We start from the raw sequence: 17,877 nt of genomic DNA, 5'->3' as shown, positions 1-17,877 counted from the left end.
ATTTTACATCGCGCTTTGATCTTTAGTAACTAGCTCTTTCGTAACTAACTCATAACTCCCAATCAACGCTACAAAGCTCACCCAAACACCTGTAGGCGCTCAGCTTGCTCGCGCGAAAAGCGTAGCTTTTAAAATTAATAGAAAGGAAGCACTACTAAAAATGCAGTGCTTATTTGATGATTTATAATCCAGAAAAATTCCGAATCCACTCTAAGATCTTTTCTTTATTTGGGTTGTAATAACTTAGGTGCGGTAAACCTATAACAGCCGTCTGCCTGCCATTGAACTTAGTTTTGAATCCATAACACTCCCACTTACCATGTTCTGCGGGAATCGCTTCAAAAGTATCTAAATTATTTTCATCGTAATACATTGATTTTAAAAAGCCAAAGGGCGATAAATGCTTTGCATTTCCAAAGGTTAAAATAACTTTTGGCTTTACTATTTCTATAACAGCTTGATGAAAAGGCCAAAACGTACCAGCGAAACCAAAATTAAAATTGCTATCTTGCGAGGATTTAGATGTTGTAAAAATCAAATTGCTAGCACATACATCAACTACATTTTGATTTATGCCCTGTAGTAAACCTTGAATTCGCTTTTGAAGTGGAGCCGCGCCTTGCGCATATTCGCTTTGACCATTTTTCCAACTTTCATCTAAATAAGAATTTCTGGTGCGAGTAAGCGTATTATTCATGAATTCGCCTAGCTTTGTATGACCACTACCACCGGGGTTGAGACCTAAGAGGTAAACATCCCCTTCTTTCAATGTCTCATGAGAACTATAAATCCCTTCACCTAGACGATTATACAAGTGCCCAAAGTGCTGCTTTGCAAATTCAGGAAGCTGTTCCTTATTAATTACTATATCCATATTTATCCTTTTATTTAACTCTATTTATAACCCAAATATGTTTATACATTAAAACCTTATAATAAACTAATATCGCGTTGGCGATGGCAACCAAGGGGCGGATACCGCCGACCGCCCCTTGGAACCCCACGGCGCCCCTCAATTTCACTTATCTTTAAACACTAAATTAATATGAACGTAAACGCGATGAAAGCACATCCATGTGCAAGCATCGCTTTCCTCGAATCCATGCGAAGTAATTACTCATTAATTATGTGTTTGCAGGTGAAGTTGAAGGGGATAATTTCTTAGCATCATCATTTGATTACTCTCTTGGCTAATACTTAACTCACTCGTTTGTACTTAATTACTAGTAACTTAGTCGATTAATACTTGTAGCTGTACCGTATTTAAGTAAACTAACCACTCGCAAACAGGGAGTGGTTTTAATGCAGCAGATCGGTATTTACGAGCAGTTAATTACGCAAGTAATTGAGCAAAACTTAAATCGTGATCAATTTTATGTTGGTGAACGCCAGCTTGAAACGGCCGAAGCCGCAACATGGCTTTCACGCTTTTTAAGTAAACTTGTAACGCACGCAATAGATGCCATTCCCAACTCAAACGAGCGCCTGCAAGAACAAATTAGCCTAGCTAACAGCCTTGTACTTTGGCTTAAAGATCATATTCGTGATGACGAGCTAATTAACGAAAATCTTATCGACAGCCAAGGTCGAATACTTACTGCGCTGTTTAATACCCAAAACCCTATTGCGGCCAACCTTAAAGATTACTCAAGCGATATATTTCCACTCACAGGGCTCACACAAAGCGAGTTATTTAGCGGTGCTAATGCAGGTATATCGCTCGAAACCGAGCTAAAGCGCGAGATTAAATCGTCCGACACTATTTACTGGCTGGTCTCATTTATAAAATGGACAGGCCTGCGCATTTTTAAAAATGAGCTTGAAGCGTTTACTAAAAGCGGTAATAAACTCAAAGTTATTACTACTTCGTACATGGGCGCAACGGATGCTAAAGCCGTTGAGTTTTTAGCTAACCTGCCAAATACCGAAGTAAAGCTAAGTTATAATAATCAGCAAGAACGCCTACACGCTAAATCCTACTTATTTATGCGCAATACGGGTTTTCACACAGGCTATATTGGCTCGTCTAACTTATCGCATTCGGCGCTTACCAGCGGCCTTGAATGGAACTTAAAAATTACCGCACAAGAAATCCCGCACATAATAGCTAAAACCAAAAGTACGTTTGAAACCTACTGGGAATCAAAAGACTTCGAGCTATTTACAGGCGCTGTTGAGTGTAAAGAAAAGCTCCTCAATTCACTTAACGAGCAACGCGGTATTGGGCAATCAAGCAGCCAGTTTTATTTTGATATAACACCAAAAACGCATCAGCTCGCTATTTTAGAAAAGCTAAGTGCTGAGCGCAGCGTACATAATCGTTTTAAAAACTTAGTAGTTGCCGCAACCGGCACAGGTAAAACCATAATATCGGCGTTCGACTTTAAAACCGTTTACGATAAAAATCCAAACGCACACTTTTTGTTTGTAGCCCACCGTGAAGAAATACTTAAACAAGCGCAAAGCGCTTACCGTGGTGTGCTTAAAAACAACGACTTTGGCGAGCTGTGGGTAGGTAACTACAAACCACAACGCTACAACCAATTATTTGCATCAATCCAAACGCTGAACAGCCAAATTGAATCGCTCAATTTAACTCACGATTACTACGACTACATAGTTATAGATGAAGTACACCACGTAAGCGCAGCTAGTTATCGCGATGTTTTAAACCACTTTACGCCCACAATATTACTTGGCTTAACCGCTACACCAGAGCGACAAGATGGCGCAAATATACTCGATGATTTTTGCGGCGTAATAGCCGCCGAAATTCGCTTACCAGAGGCAATAAATCAACGCCATTTATGCCCGTTTCAATACTTTGGATTGGATGACGACACCGACCTAAGCCAAATAAAATGGCGAGGTGGCCGTTACGATATAAGCGAGTTAAGTAACCTTTATACAGGTGAGAACAGCCGCGCTAACAAAATTATATCGAGCCTTGCTGATATCGTAACCAATGTTCAAACCATTAAAGCACTCGCGTTTTGCGTAAGCCAAAAACACGCTGAATTTATGGCTAAAAAGTTTAACTTAGCAGGCATAAACGCCGATGTACTCACCACCAAAAACACTAATGAGCGCGCGGCTAAACAGCAAGCACTGCGCCAAGGCGAAATACAAATACTTTGCGTGGTTGATATTTTTAACGAAGGCGTCGATATTCCAGAAGTCGATACACTATTATTTTTACGCCCAACTGAAAGCCTAACGCTGTTTTTACAGCAACTCGGCCGTGGTTTGCGTTTACCCGACAACAGCCAAAAACAGTGCTGCACCGTACTCGATTTTGTAGGCAACGCCCGCCCAGAATACGACTTTGCCAGTAAATTCCGCGCGCTTATTGGTAAAAATAACCAACCAATAAAAACCGAGATTGAAAACAACTTCCCGCATTTACCGCTGGGTTGCCGTATAGAGCTACAAAAGCGCACACAACAAACAATATTGAAAAATATTCAGCAAGCTATAAACTCTAAACGCCGTTTACAGCAGCTTATAAATAGCTATTCGCAACATACTAATGACGCGCTCACGCTAAGTAACTTTTTACGTATAAACCCACAAGTCACGCTTGAAGATATATACAAACCAAAAGATAAAAAACTCGGCGGCTGGCACTGGCTCAAAGGCGATGAAATTCTAGTAGAACAAGCCGATATTTACGCCGCGTATTACCGCGCAATCAACACCCAATTACTCGGCTGCGACTCGCTCAGTTACCTATGCTTTTTACGTGATTTATGTAATAACAACTTTAGCTTTTCGCCAACACCACAAAACCAACAGTACGCGCTTATGGCGCATTATAACTTTTGGTATGAGACTGGCACACGTTTAGGGTTTGAATCACTTGAGCAAAGCTTACAAGCACTTAAACACAATGCGCTACAGCACGAACTTGCTCAAGTAATTACGCTATTAATAAACCGTATTCACCAGCAAGAAAGTGATTTAGCGTACCTGCCTAACCACGCCATAAAATTACACAGCCGCTATACGCATCAACAAATACTTGCAGCCTTTGGCGAGCACTCTTTTGATAAAAAATCATATTCAAAAGATGGAGTCATAGTTTTAAAGAAACAAAACCTTATTTTACTTTTAGTAACACTAAAAAAATGCGAAAAAACATATTCACCTACAACGCTCTATAAAGATTACGCAATTAGTCCAACCCTGTTTCATTGGCAAAGTCAAAATAACTCACGTCCAGATCACGGCCGAGGCCTTAGTTATATTCAACACCAAAAAACAGGCAAAACTATCCTGTTATTTGTACGCGAACAAGGCAAAGATGAAAACGGCAGAACCATGGGATTTGTAAACTACGGTGAGGTTAAATACCAAAGCCACAACGGCAGTCAGCCGATGAATATAACATGGGAGTTAACCAACCCCATGCCAAGTGAAATGTGGCATGAGGCAGGGAAATTGGCGGTTGGGTGATAATTAGAAAGTTATTTTAATTTGCTGCACAGTTATATCACTTATAGATTTTACATTAGGCCATAGCCAACCCTATAAAGGCTATTGGTTGCCGTAAGTAGACGTTTGTGATTCTTGGTTTAAATATGCCACCACACGCTGTAGCTGTGACCTGCACTATCTGAAATACGACTTTTAAGCACTAGAATGCTGGCATTCTAAAAAGTCTTCCAGCATTCCCTCTATCATGCAATTCACGAATAATTTCGTTATCTGAGAAGTATGACCGCTTCCCTGTTTCTGAGATAGGGATATCACTATCGAGTACACTGATAATAAACTGTAAACCATTACTTTCAGATATCTCTCTCATTTTCTCAATGAGCTTAAATTTCACTCTGTCATCCAAACTTTCAAAAAGACCATCATGGTAACTAAACCTATAGAAGCTCTCATTTGAATGTATTAGAAGCAGAGTAATATCAAAAATAGCCGATAACGTCCTCGTATATGAAAAGCCATCATTGACTGACGTTTGGTCTTTTAAGCCTATTTTAAACTCTAAATTTCCTTCAGTATTGGTTTTTGTGAAGATAAAAGCAGAAATAGACAATACATACTCAACAATCTCGCTGAAAACTTGAACCGCATGTTTCATTTGCGCATTTTCCCTAACTCGAGTTGCTTTTTCTAATGATTTAGCTGCTAAGCTTTGTGAGCTAATAGCCGACTCAAGTCTCTCTGACAAAGATGATGCGTAGTCTAGTTTTTCAACTCTTTCTTGTAATACAGCAAGTCTACTTTCTTCTTTGCTTAACCTTGCTTGCATTATTTTATATTTCGAAAAAGCATCTTTTTGCAGTAATATGCTTGCAAGTTCCTTTTGTTTTTCTGTAGCGAGATTCAAACCTTCCTCTGTACTTTTCCTTTCATTAATTAGCTTTTCCTTAGCGCTTTTTAGTCTAATTTTTCTGCCTTCAGACATTTGAGTATTTAGGTTAATTAAATCTTGATAAGAGTGCGCAAGCTTATCAGGGAAATATATTTCTATCTCATTAAAAAGCTCGACTACTTTTTCTAGGTCAAACGAGAACTCAGTCATCATTGACTCATTTATTGCATGTAACCTCTGGTCTATTTGGTAAAGTTTTTTATTTAGTTCAGAGACCTGAATAGAGGTATTATCGACTAGTTCGCTGTTAATTTCTGTATCTGCTTTTCTGAAATCAAACTTGTCTAATTCAAGCTGAGCCCTTGAAATATGAGCTTCAAGTTGAGCAATTTCAGCCTCTAAGCTTTGAGTGCTCTCTTGCGGTATAGATTCAATTTGTTTGATTGCATTTTTTAATGAGTCAACCTGCTTGTTGGCATCGTATTTATCTTTTACAAGAATAGAGTCTATGCCTAAAACCTGTGCAAGATATGGTTTCCAAGCAGAGTCGGTCTCTCTGCTTGTATTTACCTTGAATGTGTTTTCATACTGCGTTTGCTTTCTGAAGCAATATCTCAAGCCATTTCGAAATGTGAAAGCATTATCCCTAAGATTCTTGATTGAAACTAAAGAATCAAATATCTCCTTTGCTTTCTTTAAGCTAAGGGAGTTGAACTCCCAATCTTCATCGTTTAAGTAATTTAACCTATCTTTTTTAGGCGATGAATGTATGCTAATTTTCCCCTTTACAGGCCTTTTGATAGTGACAAATTTATTTAGATCGTATTCAACTTCTAGGTAAAAAACAAAGTCTTCAAAAGCTTTGTTTTTTAGAAAAAAGCTTTTATCCACCTGTTTCAAAAGAGAATAATTTAGAAGATCAACTAAAGTTGTTTTCCCTAGGCTGTGAGAAGATTTATTTTTCTGTTCTTTGGATACGTTTGCAAAGACAATATTCAAACCATCTTTAAATATTATGTCAGGAAAAATGTTACTGTTATTTGCGTATAACCGACTTAATTTAAGCATAATTTTCTCACACGAGCTTAACAATATCTTTTTCAATATTGTATTCAGCTTTATTCAGTAGATATAAAAAGCTTACTGCAAGTGTTATATCTTGTTCATTTATTTCTGCACTAGAAGTTTTACAGAACTTATATAACTCGCTTAAGCTGGAATTACCCCTAGATATCAGGCATTCAATTACTAAAGAAGATACATAAACAAGGCAGTAATTAAAATTTGTAAATCTGTGAGGAGTTAGCATTGCTTTTCCTCATCAGTTTTTTTACCTATAAGACAGGAAGCATATAAATAATATAAGAAAAAGCTAATTGTATACTCTTTTCCTTGAAGAGTTCTAAACTCTGATTCCAATAGTGCTTCCTCAATAGAAATTAAAAGGTCTTCAAAAGTATCAAAATTCTTTCTTTTTATAAAAATCTTTCTATTTAAGCTAGCAACAATATTGTGCACCTTTTTTTGCAGATCTTCATTCTCTCGTTGCTTTAGGAAAACATCCAGCTCTAAAAAATATGGTTCGTAATTTATTGAAATAAATTCGTCATAATACTCTTGGGTTAACCCATTAAGCTTGTTTTTCTTTACCACATCAATAATATCAAAGTTACTCTGATTACCATTAATGTTTTCCAGTGAAAGGTCTATTGAAAGAATAGCTTCTCGCATAACAACAGGATCAAATACTATTGCACCTGTTGCAGTTTCAGCAAGATTAACTAAGCCACCAAGCCTAATTGTTGTAGTGCTATTGTCGATATTTTGAGAGCCAGTACCATGGTTAACGGCAGCAACTGAACCTTCTTGCGCATCTGCGCTATTTCTATTAATCATGTTATTTTTTATCGTTAATAATAGCTACAGAGTTATTTGTTGCTTTGGCTGAATTAATATTTATCCCTTTTAGAATGTATGCAATTACAAGTACAATGAGACTAAGAAACACGAGCCCTAAGAAAACCAGCATAATGATAAATGTTTGATCAGCTGATAGCTTTGTGAAGATATCGAGTGCTAACCAATCTTTATATAAGCCAAAAAATATAGCTGCACCTACTGTTCCTAAACCACCTACACTTAGAGCGGCTTTAAAAAAATTATCCAATCTAATCTCCCTAGAATTACATATCCATTACAGATGATTTTATCATGTATTTATGATGCTTTAACCTTCGTTTAAAAATTATATATAGCAAGGCTCACACATGCCGCACTCACTTTTCATCAGCCAGTTTCAAGTTCATATAATGCATTGTTATTATTGATTTTTTAATAATTTCGAATAAAAGTCAATTCAGCAGTACAAGTTCTCGACTCACTTTATTAAATGTTTGACCAATCAGCGTCTAAATCCATAACCACCAATTTACCAACACACTCCAATTCCCCGTGATCACACCTGAAACTTAGTTAATGATGAGTGATTTACAGCATGGATGCTGCACAAAGCTTAGCTTGGCCATGGATGGCCTATCTAAGCTGGTTACGTTCACATTATTAACGATGTTGAAGACACAGTGTGATCCTCGGGTGCGCCGTGGGATTCCAAAGGGCGGTCGGCGGCAGCCGCTCTTTGGTTGCCATCGCCAACGCGATATAACCTCGAATAGAGGTTTTTAATCCTTTAAACCCACATCAAAACACCAATTTATGAGCGCGATATAAAATCGCACCTACACATTAATTACACCGAAATTTAAAAGCTTCGCTTTTCGCGCGAGCAAGCTCTGCGCCTACAACCCAAAAGCGCGAGATAAACTATCGCCTACAGCACAAACTACAAATTCTGTATTACACGTCATACCTTGGCTTTTCTTCCGCTACTAAATCCAGCCCAGCACTTGGCTGTTGATATTTAAAACTGGCTGCTTCTTCAAAATAACCTTTTTTTATCCATAACTTTGCACTGTTAGCCTCTGCAACCTGATATGCCCAATCACTAACCGAAAGCGACTTATCTGAATCGCAATTAAAGTAATTACTAAGTTCACTTGTTAAATGCTGGCTATTAATCACTAAATTTTGTTCTTGCCAGCGTTCGCGATGAAGTTGCGCGGCTAAAAAGTCACTTTTACTGTTGTTACAGGTGCTATGTGCTGCCACAAAGTTATGACCTAAATCATTTGCGTAGCGGGCAAACGGTATAAAATGATCGACCTCGGTTTTATTGTTCAATGATTTTTGGCAATAAAAACAATTACCGCGCTGAAGCTCTATTAATACAGGTTTTGCTTTACTCAATGCGTTGCGATCAAAGCCAAATAAAAAATCATGTAGTTGGCTTTGTGGGCCAATTAGGGCTTGGTTATGCTTAATACTTTGGATTTTTTGCAGCCATGCGTTTTTTGCTAAATAAACAACTAGGTCGTAAAAACGCCTAAAGCAGCCTGCAATACCTTCATTTAAGGTGATGTATGATTGGCCTTTAATATGAGGATACAAAAAACACTCTTCTTTGCCATTTAATTTTTGTAATAGCCACAGCGGGCCGTCTTTAATGGTTTTTAGTGTTGAACTGCGTATATTATTCCAACCTTGGCTCTTTTTTAGCTGACTAATAGAATTAATATTATTTAATTTTGCATCATGAAGCGTAGTTATAATTTTGGCTTGTTTATTAGAATTGGTATTTTGTAAAAGTAGTTGCTCTCTATTATTACCAATTGCGCCAAATGGCGATGCTTGGTGCCAATATAAAGTAATAAATTTGTCGACTAATTCATCAAATTTTATTTGTAACTGTGCTTGCGGAGCAGCATGATGTTTTTCGATACTAATATCAGCCAGTGCATGTAAAAGTGCAAATTTATAAGTAGCGCTAAAATCACCTTCAACTAATAAGCGCTGAATATAAGCAATAAAGTCGAGCTGTTGCTGCATCGCTCCAATCATAAAACGTGCACTACTTTAATCAGCGCATTTAGCCACACTTCACTTTCGCGCTCTGGGCGCTGATCAACGCTTTGCCATTGTTTAATGGCTTTTAACTGCGTATGGCTAAGTAAATGTGTTAAAGCATTTTCGTTTAAATCGGTAAATTCACGACCATTATGCACACGCTCTTGCGTGCCATATTTAAACGATACATACAAAACGCCATTTGGTTTAAGCGCATTTTGTAGGTTTAAAAACACCTGCGGTAATTCAGATTTTGGAACGTGTAATAAACTAGCGCAGCACCAAATCCCGTCGTATTGATTTACACAATTTAGCTCTTGGAATGTTTTAACCTCTACAGGTTGGTGTAAGTAACTGCTTGCCAACTCTGCCAGCTCTGGGCTTGCATCAAACGCACTTACAGTGAAACCCTGCGCTTTGAAAAATGCGGCATCGCGCGCACTGCCGCAACCGGCATCTAAAATACTCCCGTGTTGTGCAACGTGCGGTAAAAACTCAGCATAAAGTGCCGACATATCAACGTTAAGTGTTGAGTCGCTAAAAGCTTTGGCATTTTGGTTGTAATAAGTAAGTGTGGTGTTTGACACGAGACTCACCGCTCCTTGGCTAATCGTTTAACAGCTAAGACACTGTTAATACTGCATTCATTATTTGTTTAATCTACAGGAACAAGCGCATTAAATATAGGCTTAATAAGTAGAAATTTTTAAATTAATACGCTGTTATTATTAAGTGCTTATGTTGAGCACTGAGCGCGGCATAAATCACGCTTAGCACTTTTTACACGAATTGTTATTACTTTTTTCTCAACCAAAAAAGGCTCGCAGGCACCGAAATCCACGCTTGTTTACCTAACGAATCAAGATAAACACCTACCTCTTCTTTACTGCCTGGGCTGTAATATGGCGGCTGTTCTTTTAGTTTTTCTTGCCCTGTAAGTATTTTGCTAAAGTGTTTACTTTGCTGCTGGAGCATTTTTTTGTAATCGTTAGCGGGTTTTGAATCGCCATGTTTTACAAAAGCACTTAGCGCACGGCTTGCTGTTGCGTGTAGCTCTTCACTGTCGGACTTAACCAATAGAGCGTCTAACTTGTCCCATTCTTTATTAATTATTAGGCAATTCATTAATAAAAAGCGATTACCTTGATTGTCGTTTGGGTTTAGCGTTAATAACTCTTCGAGCTCTGACTGTGCTTTTTGGGTATAACCATGCAGTGCGTGTATTTTTGCTCGATGCGCGCGCAGCATCATATAAGGGCGGGTTTCGTGCAATCCCCAAAAGTGCCCTGTGTTGTCTTTAATAAATTGCTTTGTAATGTGCCCTTCCATCATTTCTAAAAGCATCTGCATTGGCTCAAGTGCTTTTAGTTCTGTGTCGGCAAGTACCAGTTCAAGTAGTTCATCAAGCTCATCTAATTCATTTGGTTCTTCGTCTAAAAAGCTGTTGTTAAATTGTGCCTCATCTTCATCACTTAAAGTTAGGTCGTTACTAAATCGAAGTTCAAAAATAGCGTCGGCCATAAAATACACATAATTACGTTTATATTCTTGGGCGTTGTATTGGGCAAATTCACCAAATACTTTTGCCGCTGCTTTTTCGCTAGTAAAAGCTTTTAAAACGCCACTTAGGCTATCAACAGCCTGTTTTTGTAGTACATTAAGTGCACGTTTATTTATGTGTTTAAGCGCCTGTAAAACCCCTTTACAGTAACTTGGTAGGGGCATATTCGGCTTTAGCGAATCCCGGTAGTCTTGCTTGGATAGGCTGCATTTTGCTGGCATTTTTAATTCGTTTTGAATTACTTTATCCATGCTTTGGTTATACAACGCCATTAAGCTTTCGAGGTATTTTAGCTCGCTCTCTTTTTGAAGGTTAATATCTCCAAATAAATCAGGTTGCCACTCGCTCGGGGGAAGTATTTGGGGTAATACACCTAACCCCATTAAATAACCTTGTATAAAATAGTAGTTTGGTTGTTTAGTGCTTAATTCACTGAGTTTTATAACATTGTTGCGAATTTTAGTTGGCGACATAACGTGCCCTGCTATGTATAAATTTATTATTAGTGTACCCATAGATAAGGTTACCAACAACGCTAGTTTGGTTGTTTTATCCTAAAATTAATTTTTAACGAAATATTTACAAATTTAAACAAACCCGTGCCGCTAAAATACAAAAGCTGGTTTATACTGTTGTAATAATGAGCAAAATAATAACTATGAGGCGTAATGAATAAATTAATTACCGTATTTTTATGTTTGCTGTTTACGGCTCCATTTAATGTATTTGCTTGTGAAAGAACCTTTAGCGTGGCATCGCACGATGCTTTTTGGCCGCCTTATGTAATGGGCATTAACGGTAAGCTGCAAGGCTCGGAGGTTGATGCACTTAACATTATATTTGCTGACTCCCCTTTTTGTTTTGAAGTTAAGTTGCTACCAAATTCTAAGCGGGCTTTTATTGAGCTTAAATACGGCCGTATTGATTTAGGGTGGGCTGCAAGTTATACAGACGAGCGCGCTAAATACGTGCACTTTAGTGATAACTACCGAACTGAGGTTATGCGTTTATACGAAAACAAAAATAATCAGCATAGTGTTAAAAACCTCGAAGACATTTTTAAACAAGGCTTTATTGTTGGCGCTAACTTTGGAAGCTATTACGGTGAGGAGTTTGAGCAATATAAAACTAAATATAAAAAGCAGATTGAATACACCAGTGCAACCAGTAAACGCTTTGAAATGCTTAATAAACAACGTATTGATTTTGCTATTGAAGACGAGTTAGTGGGTGCTTATTTTGGCCAAAAGGGCTCAAATATAAAATTAGTAACCAACATTGAGTATGTAAATAAAGACGATATTTATTTAATGTTTAGCAAAAAAACGGTGTCGGTTACTGAGCTTGCAGTAATTAATGAGCATATAAACAAAAACAAAACAGCACTTAAAGCGCTGTTTAAATACTAGGAGTGTAATGAAAACTTTATTTTTAACATTTACTACACTGCTATTTACTCACTTTAATGCCCTTGCGTGTTCTAAAACATTAGTGATGGGCACTAACGAAACTAATTGGCCGCCTTACCTTGTTAAGCAAGGTGATACATTTTTAGGCACAGAAGTGGATGCTGTAAACGCTATTTTTAAAGATTCAAAATTTTGTATTAAATGGACTTATTTCCCGAGTTTTTCGCGTGTTCAAGCTGAGCTTAAAAATGGCCGAGTAGATATAACCTACGCAGCAAGTTACACAAAAAAACGCGCTCAATATGCGCACTTTAGTTTGCCCTACCGCGAAGAAGTTATGCATCTTTATAAACATAAAGACTCACCCGATATAACAAGTTTACCTGAGCTTTTTAGTAAAGAGTTTACAGCTGGTATTAACCGAGGAAGCTTTTTTGGTAACGAGCTTGAACAACTAAAAACTAAGTATTCAACACAGGTCGTGCTTACTGCTCAAGCAAATAATCGATTTAGCATGTTAGATAAAAAACGAATCGACTATGTTATTGAAGACTCTGTGGTTGCGCAGTACTTTGTAAAAAAACACCCCTCAATTACGCAGGTAAAGTCTATTACACCGATTAACGTTAACAATGTGCACTTTATGCTAAGTAAAGAGTCGCTAACACTTGATGATGTGGCGACCGTTAATCAATTAATTACTAAAAATGCAGCCGCTATAAAGTTAATTTATCAACCTGTGCATTAAAGCATGGGCAATAACTTAGCTCTTTGACTGCAACACTTATTTAATATTGCTGGCGGTGGTACTTACTTACATTCCCCGCTGTAAGTAAGTACCACCGCTCACGCTAAAAATAGTGGCTTAAAAACGAGAATTGCCGTTATTTTCGCTTGGTTATAAATTAGCTGCCTTTTATCTTTCATTCGTTGTGGCTGATCTGTATAATTCGCCAGCTAATTTACCCTATTGTCTGGTTCTTGTTTGTGGCGTATTGCTGCAGCGTACTCCTGTCAGTACTAATCTAGGATTACCCTTTTTGATCTCCACCGCAAATATTACGATGCAGTTTGGCGCAGAGCCGTTGTTTGAAAACATTTCAGCTAAATTTGGTAACGGTAACCGTTACGGTTTAATTGGCGCTAACGGCTGCGGCAAGTCGACTTTCATGAAAATTTTAAGCGGTGCGCTTGTTCCAAGTGCGGGTAATGTATCTATTACTCCAGGGTTAAAAGTAGGTAACCTAAGCCAAGACCAGTTTGCTTTTGAGCAATACAGCGTTGTAGACGCGGTAATTATGGGCGACGTAGAGCTTTGGAAAGTAAAACAAGAACGCGAGCGTATTTACTCTTTGCCAGAAATGAGCGAAGACGACGGTATGAAAGTAGCCGATCTTGAAAGCGTATTTGCTGAAATGGACGGTTACACAGCAGAAAGCCGCGCAGAAGAAATTTTGCTTGAAGCGGGTATCGATAAAGAATTTCATTACGGATTAATGGCAAACGTAGCACCAGGTTGGAAACTACGCGTGCTTTTAGCACAGGCGTTGTTTGCAAACCCTGACATTTTGCTGCTCGATGAGCCTACCAATAACTTGGATATTCATACAATTACGTGGCTTGCTAACGAGCTAAATAAACGTAGATGTACGATGATAATTATTTCGCATGACCGTCACTTTTTAAACTCGGTATGTACGCATATGGCCGACATTGATTACGGCGAGCTTCGTATTTACCCAGGTAACTATGAGAAATTTTTAGAAGCTGCGGGCCTACAACGCGAGCAACTTTTAGCTGAAAATGCTAAAAAGAGCGCTGAGATTGACGAGCTACAAGACTTTGTTAACCGTTTTGGTGCTAACGCTTCAAAAGCTAAGCAAGCGAGTTCGCGTGCTAAAAAAATGGATAAAATTAAGCTTGATGAAGTTAAATCTTCAAGCCGTATGAGCCCATCGCTTTCGTTTGACGAAGGTAAAAAAATGTATCGTCAAGCGCTTGAAGTTAACAAGATTGGCCATGGTTTTGATGGCGAAATGTTATTTACTGGTGGCGATTTGTTACTTGAAGCTGGCGCTAAGCTTGCTGTAATTGGCGAAAATGGTGTGGGTAAAACTACATTTTTACGCTGTTTAGTAGACGAGCTTAAAAGTAATGAAGGCGAAATTAAATGGTCTGAAAATGCGACCTTTGGTTATTGCCCGCAAGACAGCACTAAAGATTTTGAAAACGATTTAACGTTGTTTGATTGGATGTCGCAATGGCGTACAGCTAAGCACAACGATTTAATGGTTCGTGGCATGTTAGGCCGTTTGTTGTTTACAGCAGACGATTCAAACAAAAAAGCGCGTAACTGTTCTGGTGGTGAAAAAAACCGCCTGTTATTTGGTAAGTTAATGATGCAAGACGTTAATGTGCTTGTTATGGACGAACCAACTAACCACATGGATATGGAAGCTATTGAAGCGCTTAACAATGCGCTTAAAGACTTTGAAGGTACGCTTATTTTTGTAAGCCATGACCGTGAGTTTGTATCGTCATTAGCTACGCGTATCATTGATATTAAAGATAAAAAAGTAATCGACTTCCAAGGTACCTTTGACGAATACCTAGCAAGTTGTGAAGAGAAAAAAGCGTAAACGCTTTTTCTCATTACTTATAAAAACGGTGCTAAATTTAGCGCCGTTTTTTTATGTGTGGAATTTGAGTTTAACTATAAAATTAATTAATAAAGGCTTAAATAAATAATTCACTAAGAGGTTAAGAGACGCTACGCTTTTAGAGTCAGTGATAAAATACTCGTTTCTGGCTTGGCTCTTCTCATTTACTCCTCTTTGGCTTCTCCTAGTGCAATAGTTTTTCAAGTAAATAATTCACTAATGGTGATATAAGACGCAGCGCTTTTAAAGTGAGTGATAAAATACTCGTTTTCTGGCTTGGTTCTTCTCATTTACTCCTCTTTGGCTTCTCCTAGTGCAATAGTTTTTCAAGTAAATAATTCACTAATGGTGATATAAGACGCAGCGCTTTTAAAGTGAGTGATAAAATAAAAAAGCACTGTTTTTTTGACTTTATTTTTCTTAGTTACTGCTGCTTCGCTTTTCCTTATGCAATTAATAGCTCTTATCGCAGAGCTAATTATTCACATTATTTTATTGGTAAATTCTGCATACATCACTGCTTTAAATCTAGTCATATTCTCCTGTAAGTCTTTGTCACTTAATGCTAATGTTTATGGGGTGAGTTATTTAAAACTTTAATGGCTAAACCAAGAGGTAACTATGTCTAATTGGGTTGAAGCAACAGTAAAAAGCGTAACATGGTGGAGCGAAACGCTCTTTAGCTTAACCGTTAATGCTAATGTAGAGCCGTTTAAAGCAGGGCAATTTACAAAGCTTTCTATAATGGATGGCGACAAGCGTATTGCTCGGGCTTATTCATATGTGAATGCCCCTGAAAATCCCGATCTTGAATTTTACCTTATTAACGTTATTGACGGTTTGCTTTCTCCTCGTTTAGCTACATTACAACCTGGCGAAACCGTACTTATAGAACAACACGCAACTGGCTTTTTTACCCTTGATGAAATACCACAAAGCGATCAGCTTTGGATGTTAGGTACTGGCACTGCCATAGGGCCTTTTTTATCAATATTGCAACAGCCCGATGTGTGGAAAAAATACAAAAGCATAAACTTAGTGCATGGTGTACGTTTTAATAACGATTTAAGCTATCAGGCACTTATTAACGAGTTATTAAGAGTGTACCCAGAACAACTCAACTATCTTCCGGTTGTAAGTAGAGAGGAGCCATTACAAGGCTTAAGTGGGAGGATTACTAACGCAATTGAGAGCAACCGCTTGTTTGAACATGTAAAATTAAACCCTGAGCCTAGTAACGCGCAATTTATGATTTGCGGAAATCCACAAATGGTAAAAGACACAACCGCGCTACTTCTCGATAAAAACTTTACGCGTAACCGCCGCAAAGCACCCGGTAACATTACTGTAGAGCAGTACTGGTAGGCTACAGTGGTGGTATTAACTACCCGATAACGTTAAAATTTGCTATGTTGCACCCTTATACCAATTTTATCAAAAATATGATCATTCTATCGCATTAAATAACTCACTAACTGCGTTAAAAGTTATTCATATAGAACAACTATATGTCACAATTTTCGCCTTGTTATTGTGCTATTTTCTTGACGCTATAATAGATCACTTATTTAATGTAATTGGTATTACACGTGTTTAGTGTTCATTTTAGGAAAGTTATGAAACCGTTATCTATTATTTTTGCCTCGTTAATTACCACCGTTGCGCTTATTACTTACGCCGCAGAACAAAGCGAGCCTGAGCAAAAAGAGCAGCAAGTTGAAGCTCAAGCAAACGCTGAAAAACCAAAAGTTGAAGATGAGCAATCAGTAACTCAAGTCAAAGCTGACGACAAAGTAAATACGCTTGAATACAAAGCACCTGAGCTTAAAAAGCCAACAATTGATGCGACTAAACCAGACGATTCAAAGGTATTGGGTAACGAGCAGATTAAACCTACTGAAAAGCCGAAAAATAAAATAGAAAAAGCAGTGGCTGTAGCCGAAGCTGAAAAAGCAGTTACGCAAGCAAAAGAAGCGCTGACAGTTAAGCAACAAACTAAAGCTAAGCAATCGCGCGAATCACTTGCGGTAGTAGAGCAGTTAGTTAAAGCGTATAACGCGCGTAACATTGAAGAGTTTCTGCGGGTATATGCCGAAGATGTTGAGTTTTATATTTTCCCTAATGAGCTATTATTTAAAGGTAAAGAAAAACTAATAGAACGTTATGGGCTAATGTTTAAAAAGTTAAAGTGTATTCACTCATCACCAATTAAGCGCATAGTACACGGTGATATAGTGATTGATCACGAACTATCAGAAACCTGCTCAACTGACGAAAAGGTAGTTGATAAACGCTCAGAACTTATTTCGAGTTACCAAATTAAAGATGGAAAAATAGTACGCGTACTGTTTTTTAGATAAAGGCTTTATATGCAAATAAATGACGACAAAAAAATTCGCTTAATGTATCGCATCGAGCCCGGTTGCCTTGGCCCTAAGGGTGCTGAGCATGTTGAAGATTTTTGTCGTTTTGCAAATAAACATATTAAGTCACCATTTTATGGCCAATTTGTATTTTTACCTCGTTACGATAAAGCCATAGACGAGCGACAATATAGCGTTAACAGCCGTAATTTATCACTTGCTCAGGCTCATGCGTACTTAAAGCATTTTGATATTGATATAGAAGAATTTGAAGAACAGCTCGACGAGCTCCTCACTAAAGCGATTGATTTATACTTTAAGCGATAGCGTTTAATTGCTGTTGCTTAGGTATTCTCCCCCTCCGCAATACGTTTTTATTTTAATTATTATTAAAAATATAAGTAATTTCTTTCACAAAGATAAGGTAATCAGTAATAGCTGAGAAAAACCAGATCGGCCAATATGTATCACTACTCTAAAAGCGCAGCGCCTCTTAAGCTCTTTGTAAATTAATTAGCCCTTTAAAAGCTTTTATTTGCACAATGAGAAGTAAAAGAGGAGTGAATGAGAAAGCCGAAAACAAAAACCAGTATTTTAT

Annotated in this window: 15 protein-coding genes; 7 read left to right on the top strand and 8 right to left on the bottom strand. The window is 37.9% G+C overall.

The window, feature by feature from the left end:
- Positions 1 to 181: 181 nt before the first annotated feature.
- A complete protein-coding gene (locus tag I6F45_RS19620) occupies positions 182 to 874 on the bottom strand; it encodes a hypothetical protein (protein WP_197161763.1) in 693 nt (230 codons plus the stop codon).
- A 428-nt stretch (positions 875 to 1,302) separates the two neighbouring features.
- Between I6F45_RS19620 and I6F45_RS19615 the strand changes: the two genes are divergently transcribed.
- Entirely contained in the window at positions 1,303 to 4,455 is a 3,153-nt protein-coding gene (locus tag I6F45_RS19615; protein ID WP_197161760.1) for a DUF3427 domain-containing protein, read from the top strand.
- A gap of 181 nt (positions 4,456 to 4,636) precedes the next feature.
- Here I6F45_RS19615 and I6F45_RS19610 read toward each other — a convergent pair whose 3' ends face one another.
- The 7 genes from I6F45_RS19610 to I6F45_RS19585 all read right to left on the bottom strand — a co-directional run bounded on the left by I6F45_RS19610 (position 4,637) and on the right by I6F45_RS19585 (position 11,320).
- The gene (locus I6F45_RS19610) at positions 4,637 to 6,394 is read right to left on the bottom strand and encodes a DUF2326 domain-containing protein (protein ID WP_197161757.1); all 1,758 of its coding nucleotides are present in this window, start codon (positions 6,392 to 6,394) and stop codon (positions 4,637 to 4,639) included.
- A 7-nt stretch (positions 6,395 to 6,401) separates the two neighbouring features.
- Complete coding sequence (locus tag I6F45_RS21640; RefSeq protein ID WP_442961216.1) at positions 6,402 to 6,635, bottom strand: ABC-three component system middle component 6; 234 nt, start codon at positions 6,633 to 6,635, stop codon at positions 6,402 to 6,404.
- Positions 6,629 to 7,222, bottom strand: a complete 594-nt coding sequence (locus tag I6F45_RS19605) for an ABC-three component system protein (protein WP_197161754.1) — start codon at positions 7,220 to 7,222, stop codon at positions 6,629 to 6,631. Before I6F45_RS19605 ends, I6F45_RS21640 begins: the two co-directional genes overlap by 7 nt.
- Before the next feature lies 1 nt (position 7,223).
- Positions 7,224 to 7,493 (bottom strand): hypothetical protein, encoded by a 270-nt coding sequence (locus tag I6F45_RS19600; RefSeq protein ID WP_197161751.1) that lies wholly within the window; start codon positions 7,491 to 7,493, stop codon positions 7,224 to 7,226.
- Positions 7,494 to 8,179: 686 nt separating this feature from the next.
- Complete coding sequence (locus I6F45_RS19595; protein WP_197161749.1) at positions 8,180 to 9,280, bottom strand: HNH endonuclease; 1,101 nt, start codon at positions 9,278 to 9,280, stop codon at positions 8,180 to 8,182.
- Complete coding sequence (locus I6F45_RS19590; RefSeq protein WP_197161747.1) at positions 9,277 to 9,873, bottom strand: class I SAM-dependent methyltransferase; 597 nt, start codon at positions 9,871 to 9,873, stop codon at positions 9,277 to 9,279. Before I6F45_RS19590 ends, I6F45_RS19595 begins: the two co-directional genes overlap by 4 nt.
- 208 nt (positions 9,874 to 10,081) lie before the next feature.
- Entirely contained in the window at positions 10,082 to 11,320 is a 1,239-nt protein-coding gene (locus tag I6F45_RS19585; RefSeq protein ID WP_197161745.1) for a UPF0149 family protein, read from the bottom strand.
- Between the two features lie 195 nt (positions 11,321 to 11,515).
- On the opposite strand from I6F45_RS19585, the gene I6F45_RS19580 reads away from it, so the two are divergent.
- From I6F45_RS19580 to I6F45_RS19555, 6 genes are all read left to right on the top strand, one after another.
- Entirely contained in the window at positions 11,516 to 12,256 is a 741-nt protein-coding gene (locus tag I6F45_RS19580) for a substrate-binding periplasmic protein (RefSeq protein WP_165741129.1), read from the top strand.
- Between the two features lie 7 nt (positions 12,257 to 12,263).
- Positions 12,264 to 13,004 (top strand): substrate-binding periplasmic protein, encoded by a 741-nt coding sequence (locus tag I6F45_RS19575; protein WP_197161743.1) that lies wholly within the window; start codon positions 12,264 to 12,266, stop codon positions 13,002 to 13,004.
- Between the two features lie 292 nt (positions 13,005 to 13,296).
- Positions 13,297 to 14,895 carry an ABC-F family ATPase gene (locus I6F45_RS19570; RefSeq protein ID WP_197161739.1) on the top strand — a complete coding sequence of 533 codons (1,599 nt, stop codon included), beginning with the start codon at positions 13,297 to 13,299 and terminating at the stop codon, positions 14,893 to 14,895.
- 642 nt (positions 14,896 to 15,537) lie between these two features.
- Complete coding sequence (locus tag I6F45_RS19565; protein ID WP_197161736.1) at positions 15,538 to 16,281, top strand: ferredoxin--NADP reductase; 744 nt, start codon at positions 15,538 to 15,540, stop codon at positions 16,279 to 16,281.
- A 251-nt stretch (positions 16,282 to 16,532) separates the two neighbouring features.
- The gene (locus I6F45_RS19560) at positions 16,533 to 17,276 is read left to right on the top strand and encodes a nuclear transport factor 2 family protein (protein WP_007583507.1); all 744 of its coding nucleotides are present in this window, start codon (positions 16,533 to 16,535) and stop codon (positions 17,274 to 17,276) included.
- Positions 17,277 to 17,285: 9 nt separating this feature from the next.
- Complete coding sequence (locus I6F45_RS19555) at positions 17,286 to 17,606, top strand: hypothetical protein (protein WP_197119042.1); 321 nt, start codon at positions 17,286 to 17,288, stop codon at positions 17,604 to 17,606.
- Positions 17,607 to 17,877: the final 271 nt, after the last annotated feature.

Origin of the sequence: Pseudoalteromonas sp. SWYJZ19, assembly GCF_015864375.1 — a bacterium.
GTDB classification, from domain to species: domain Bacteria; phylum Pseudomonadota; class Gammaproteobacteria; order Enterobacterales; family Alteromonadaceae; genus Pseudoalteromonas; species Pseudoalteromonas arctica.
Note: the sequence above shows the minus strand (reverse complement) of the source record. Positions and strands in the feature narration are given on the sequence as shown.

What these genes read in the sequence shown, in the direction of transcription:
- I6F45_RS19620 (WP_197161763.1), bottom strand. Translation starts at nt 874, where the DNA reads ATGGATATAGTAATTAATAAGGAACAGCTTCCTGAATTTGCAAAGCAG.
- I6F45_RS19615 (WP_197161760.1), top strand. Translation starts at nt 1,303, where the DNA reads ATGCAGCAGATCGGTATTTACGAGCAGTTAATTACGCAAGTAATTGAG.
- I6F45_RS19610 (WP_197161757.1), bottom strand. Translation starts at nt 6,394, where the DNA reads ATGCTTAAATTAAGTCGGTTATACGCAAATAACAGTAACATTTTTCCT.
- I6F45_RS21640 (WP_442961216.1), bottom strand. Translation starts at nt 6,635, where the DNA reads ATGCTAACTCCTCACAGATTTACAAATTTTAATTACTGCCTTGTTTAT.
- I6F45_RS19605 (WP_197161754.1), bottom strand. Translation starts at nt 7,222, where the DNA reads ATGATTAATAGAAATAGCGCAGATGCGCAAGAAGGTTCAGTTGCTGCC.
- I6F45_RS19595 (WP_197161749.1), bottom strand. Translation starts at nt 9,280, where the DNA reads ATGATTGGAGCGATGCAGCAACAGCTCGACTTTATTGCTTATATTCAG.
- I6F45_RS19585 (WP_197161745.1), bottom strand. Translation starts at nt 11,320, where the DNA reads ATGTCGCCAACTAAAATTCGCAACAATGTTATAAAACTCAGTGAATTA.
- I6F45_RS19580 (WP_165741129.1), top strand. Translation starts at nt 11,516, where the DNA reads ATGAATAAATTAATTACCGTATTTTTATGTTTGCTGTTTACGGCTCCA.
- I6F45_RS19575 (WP_197161743.1), top strand. Translation starts at nt 12,264, where the DNA reads ATGAAAACTTTATTTTTAACATTTACTACACTGCTATTTACTCACTTT.
- I6F45_RS19565 (WP_197161736.1), top strand. Translation starts at nt 15,538, where the DNA reads ATGTCTAATTGGGTTGAAGCAACAGTAAAAAGCGTAACATGGTGGAGC.
- I6F45_RS19560 (WP_007583507.1), top strand. Translation starts at nt 16,533, where the DNA reads ATGAAACCGTTATCTATTATTTTTGCCTCGTTAATTACCACCGTTGCG.
- I6F45_RS19555 (WP_197119042.1), top strand. Translation starts at nt 17,286, where the DNA reads ATGCAAATAAATGACGACAAAAAAATTCGCTTAATGTATCGCATCGAG.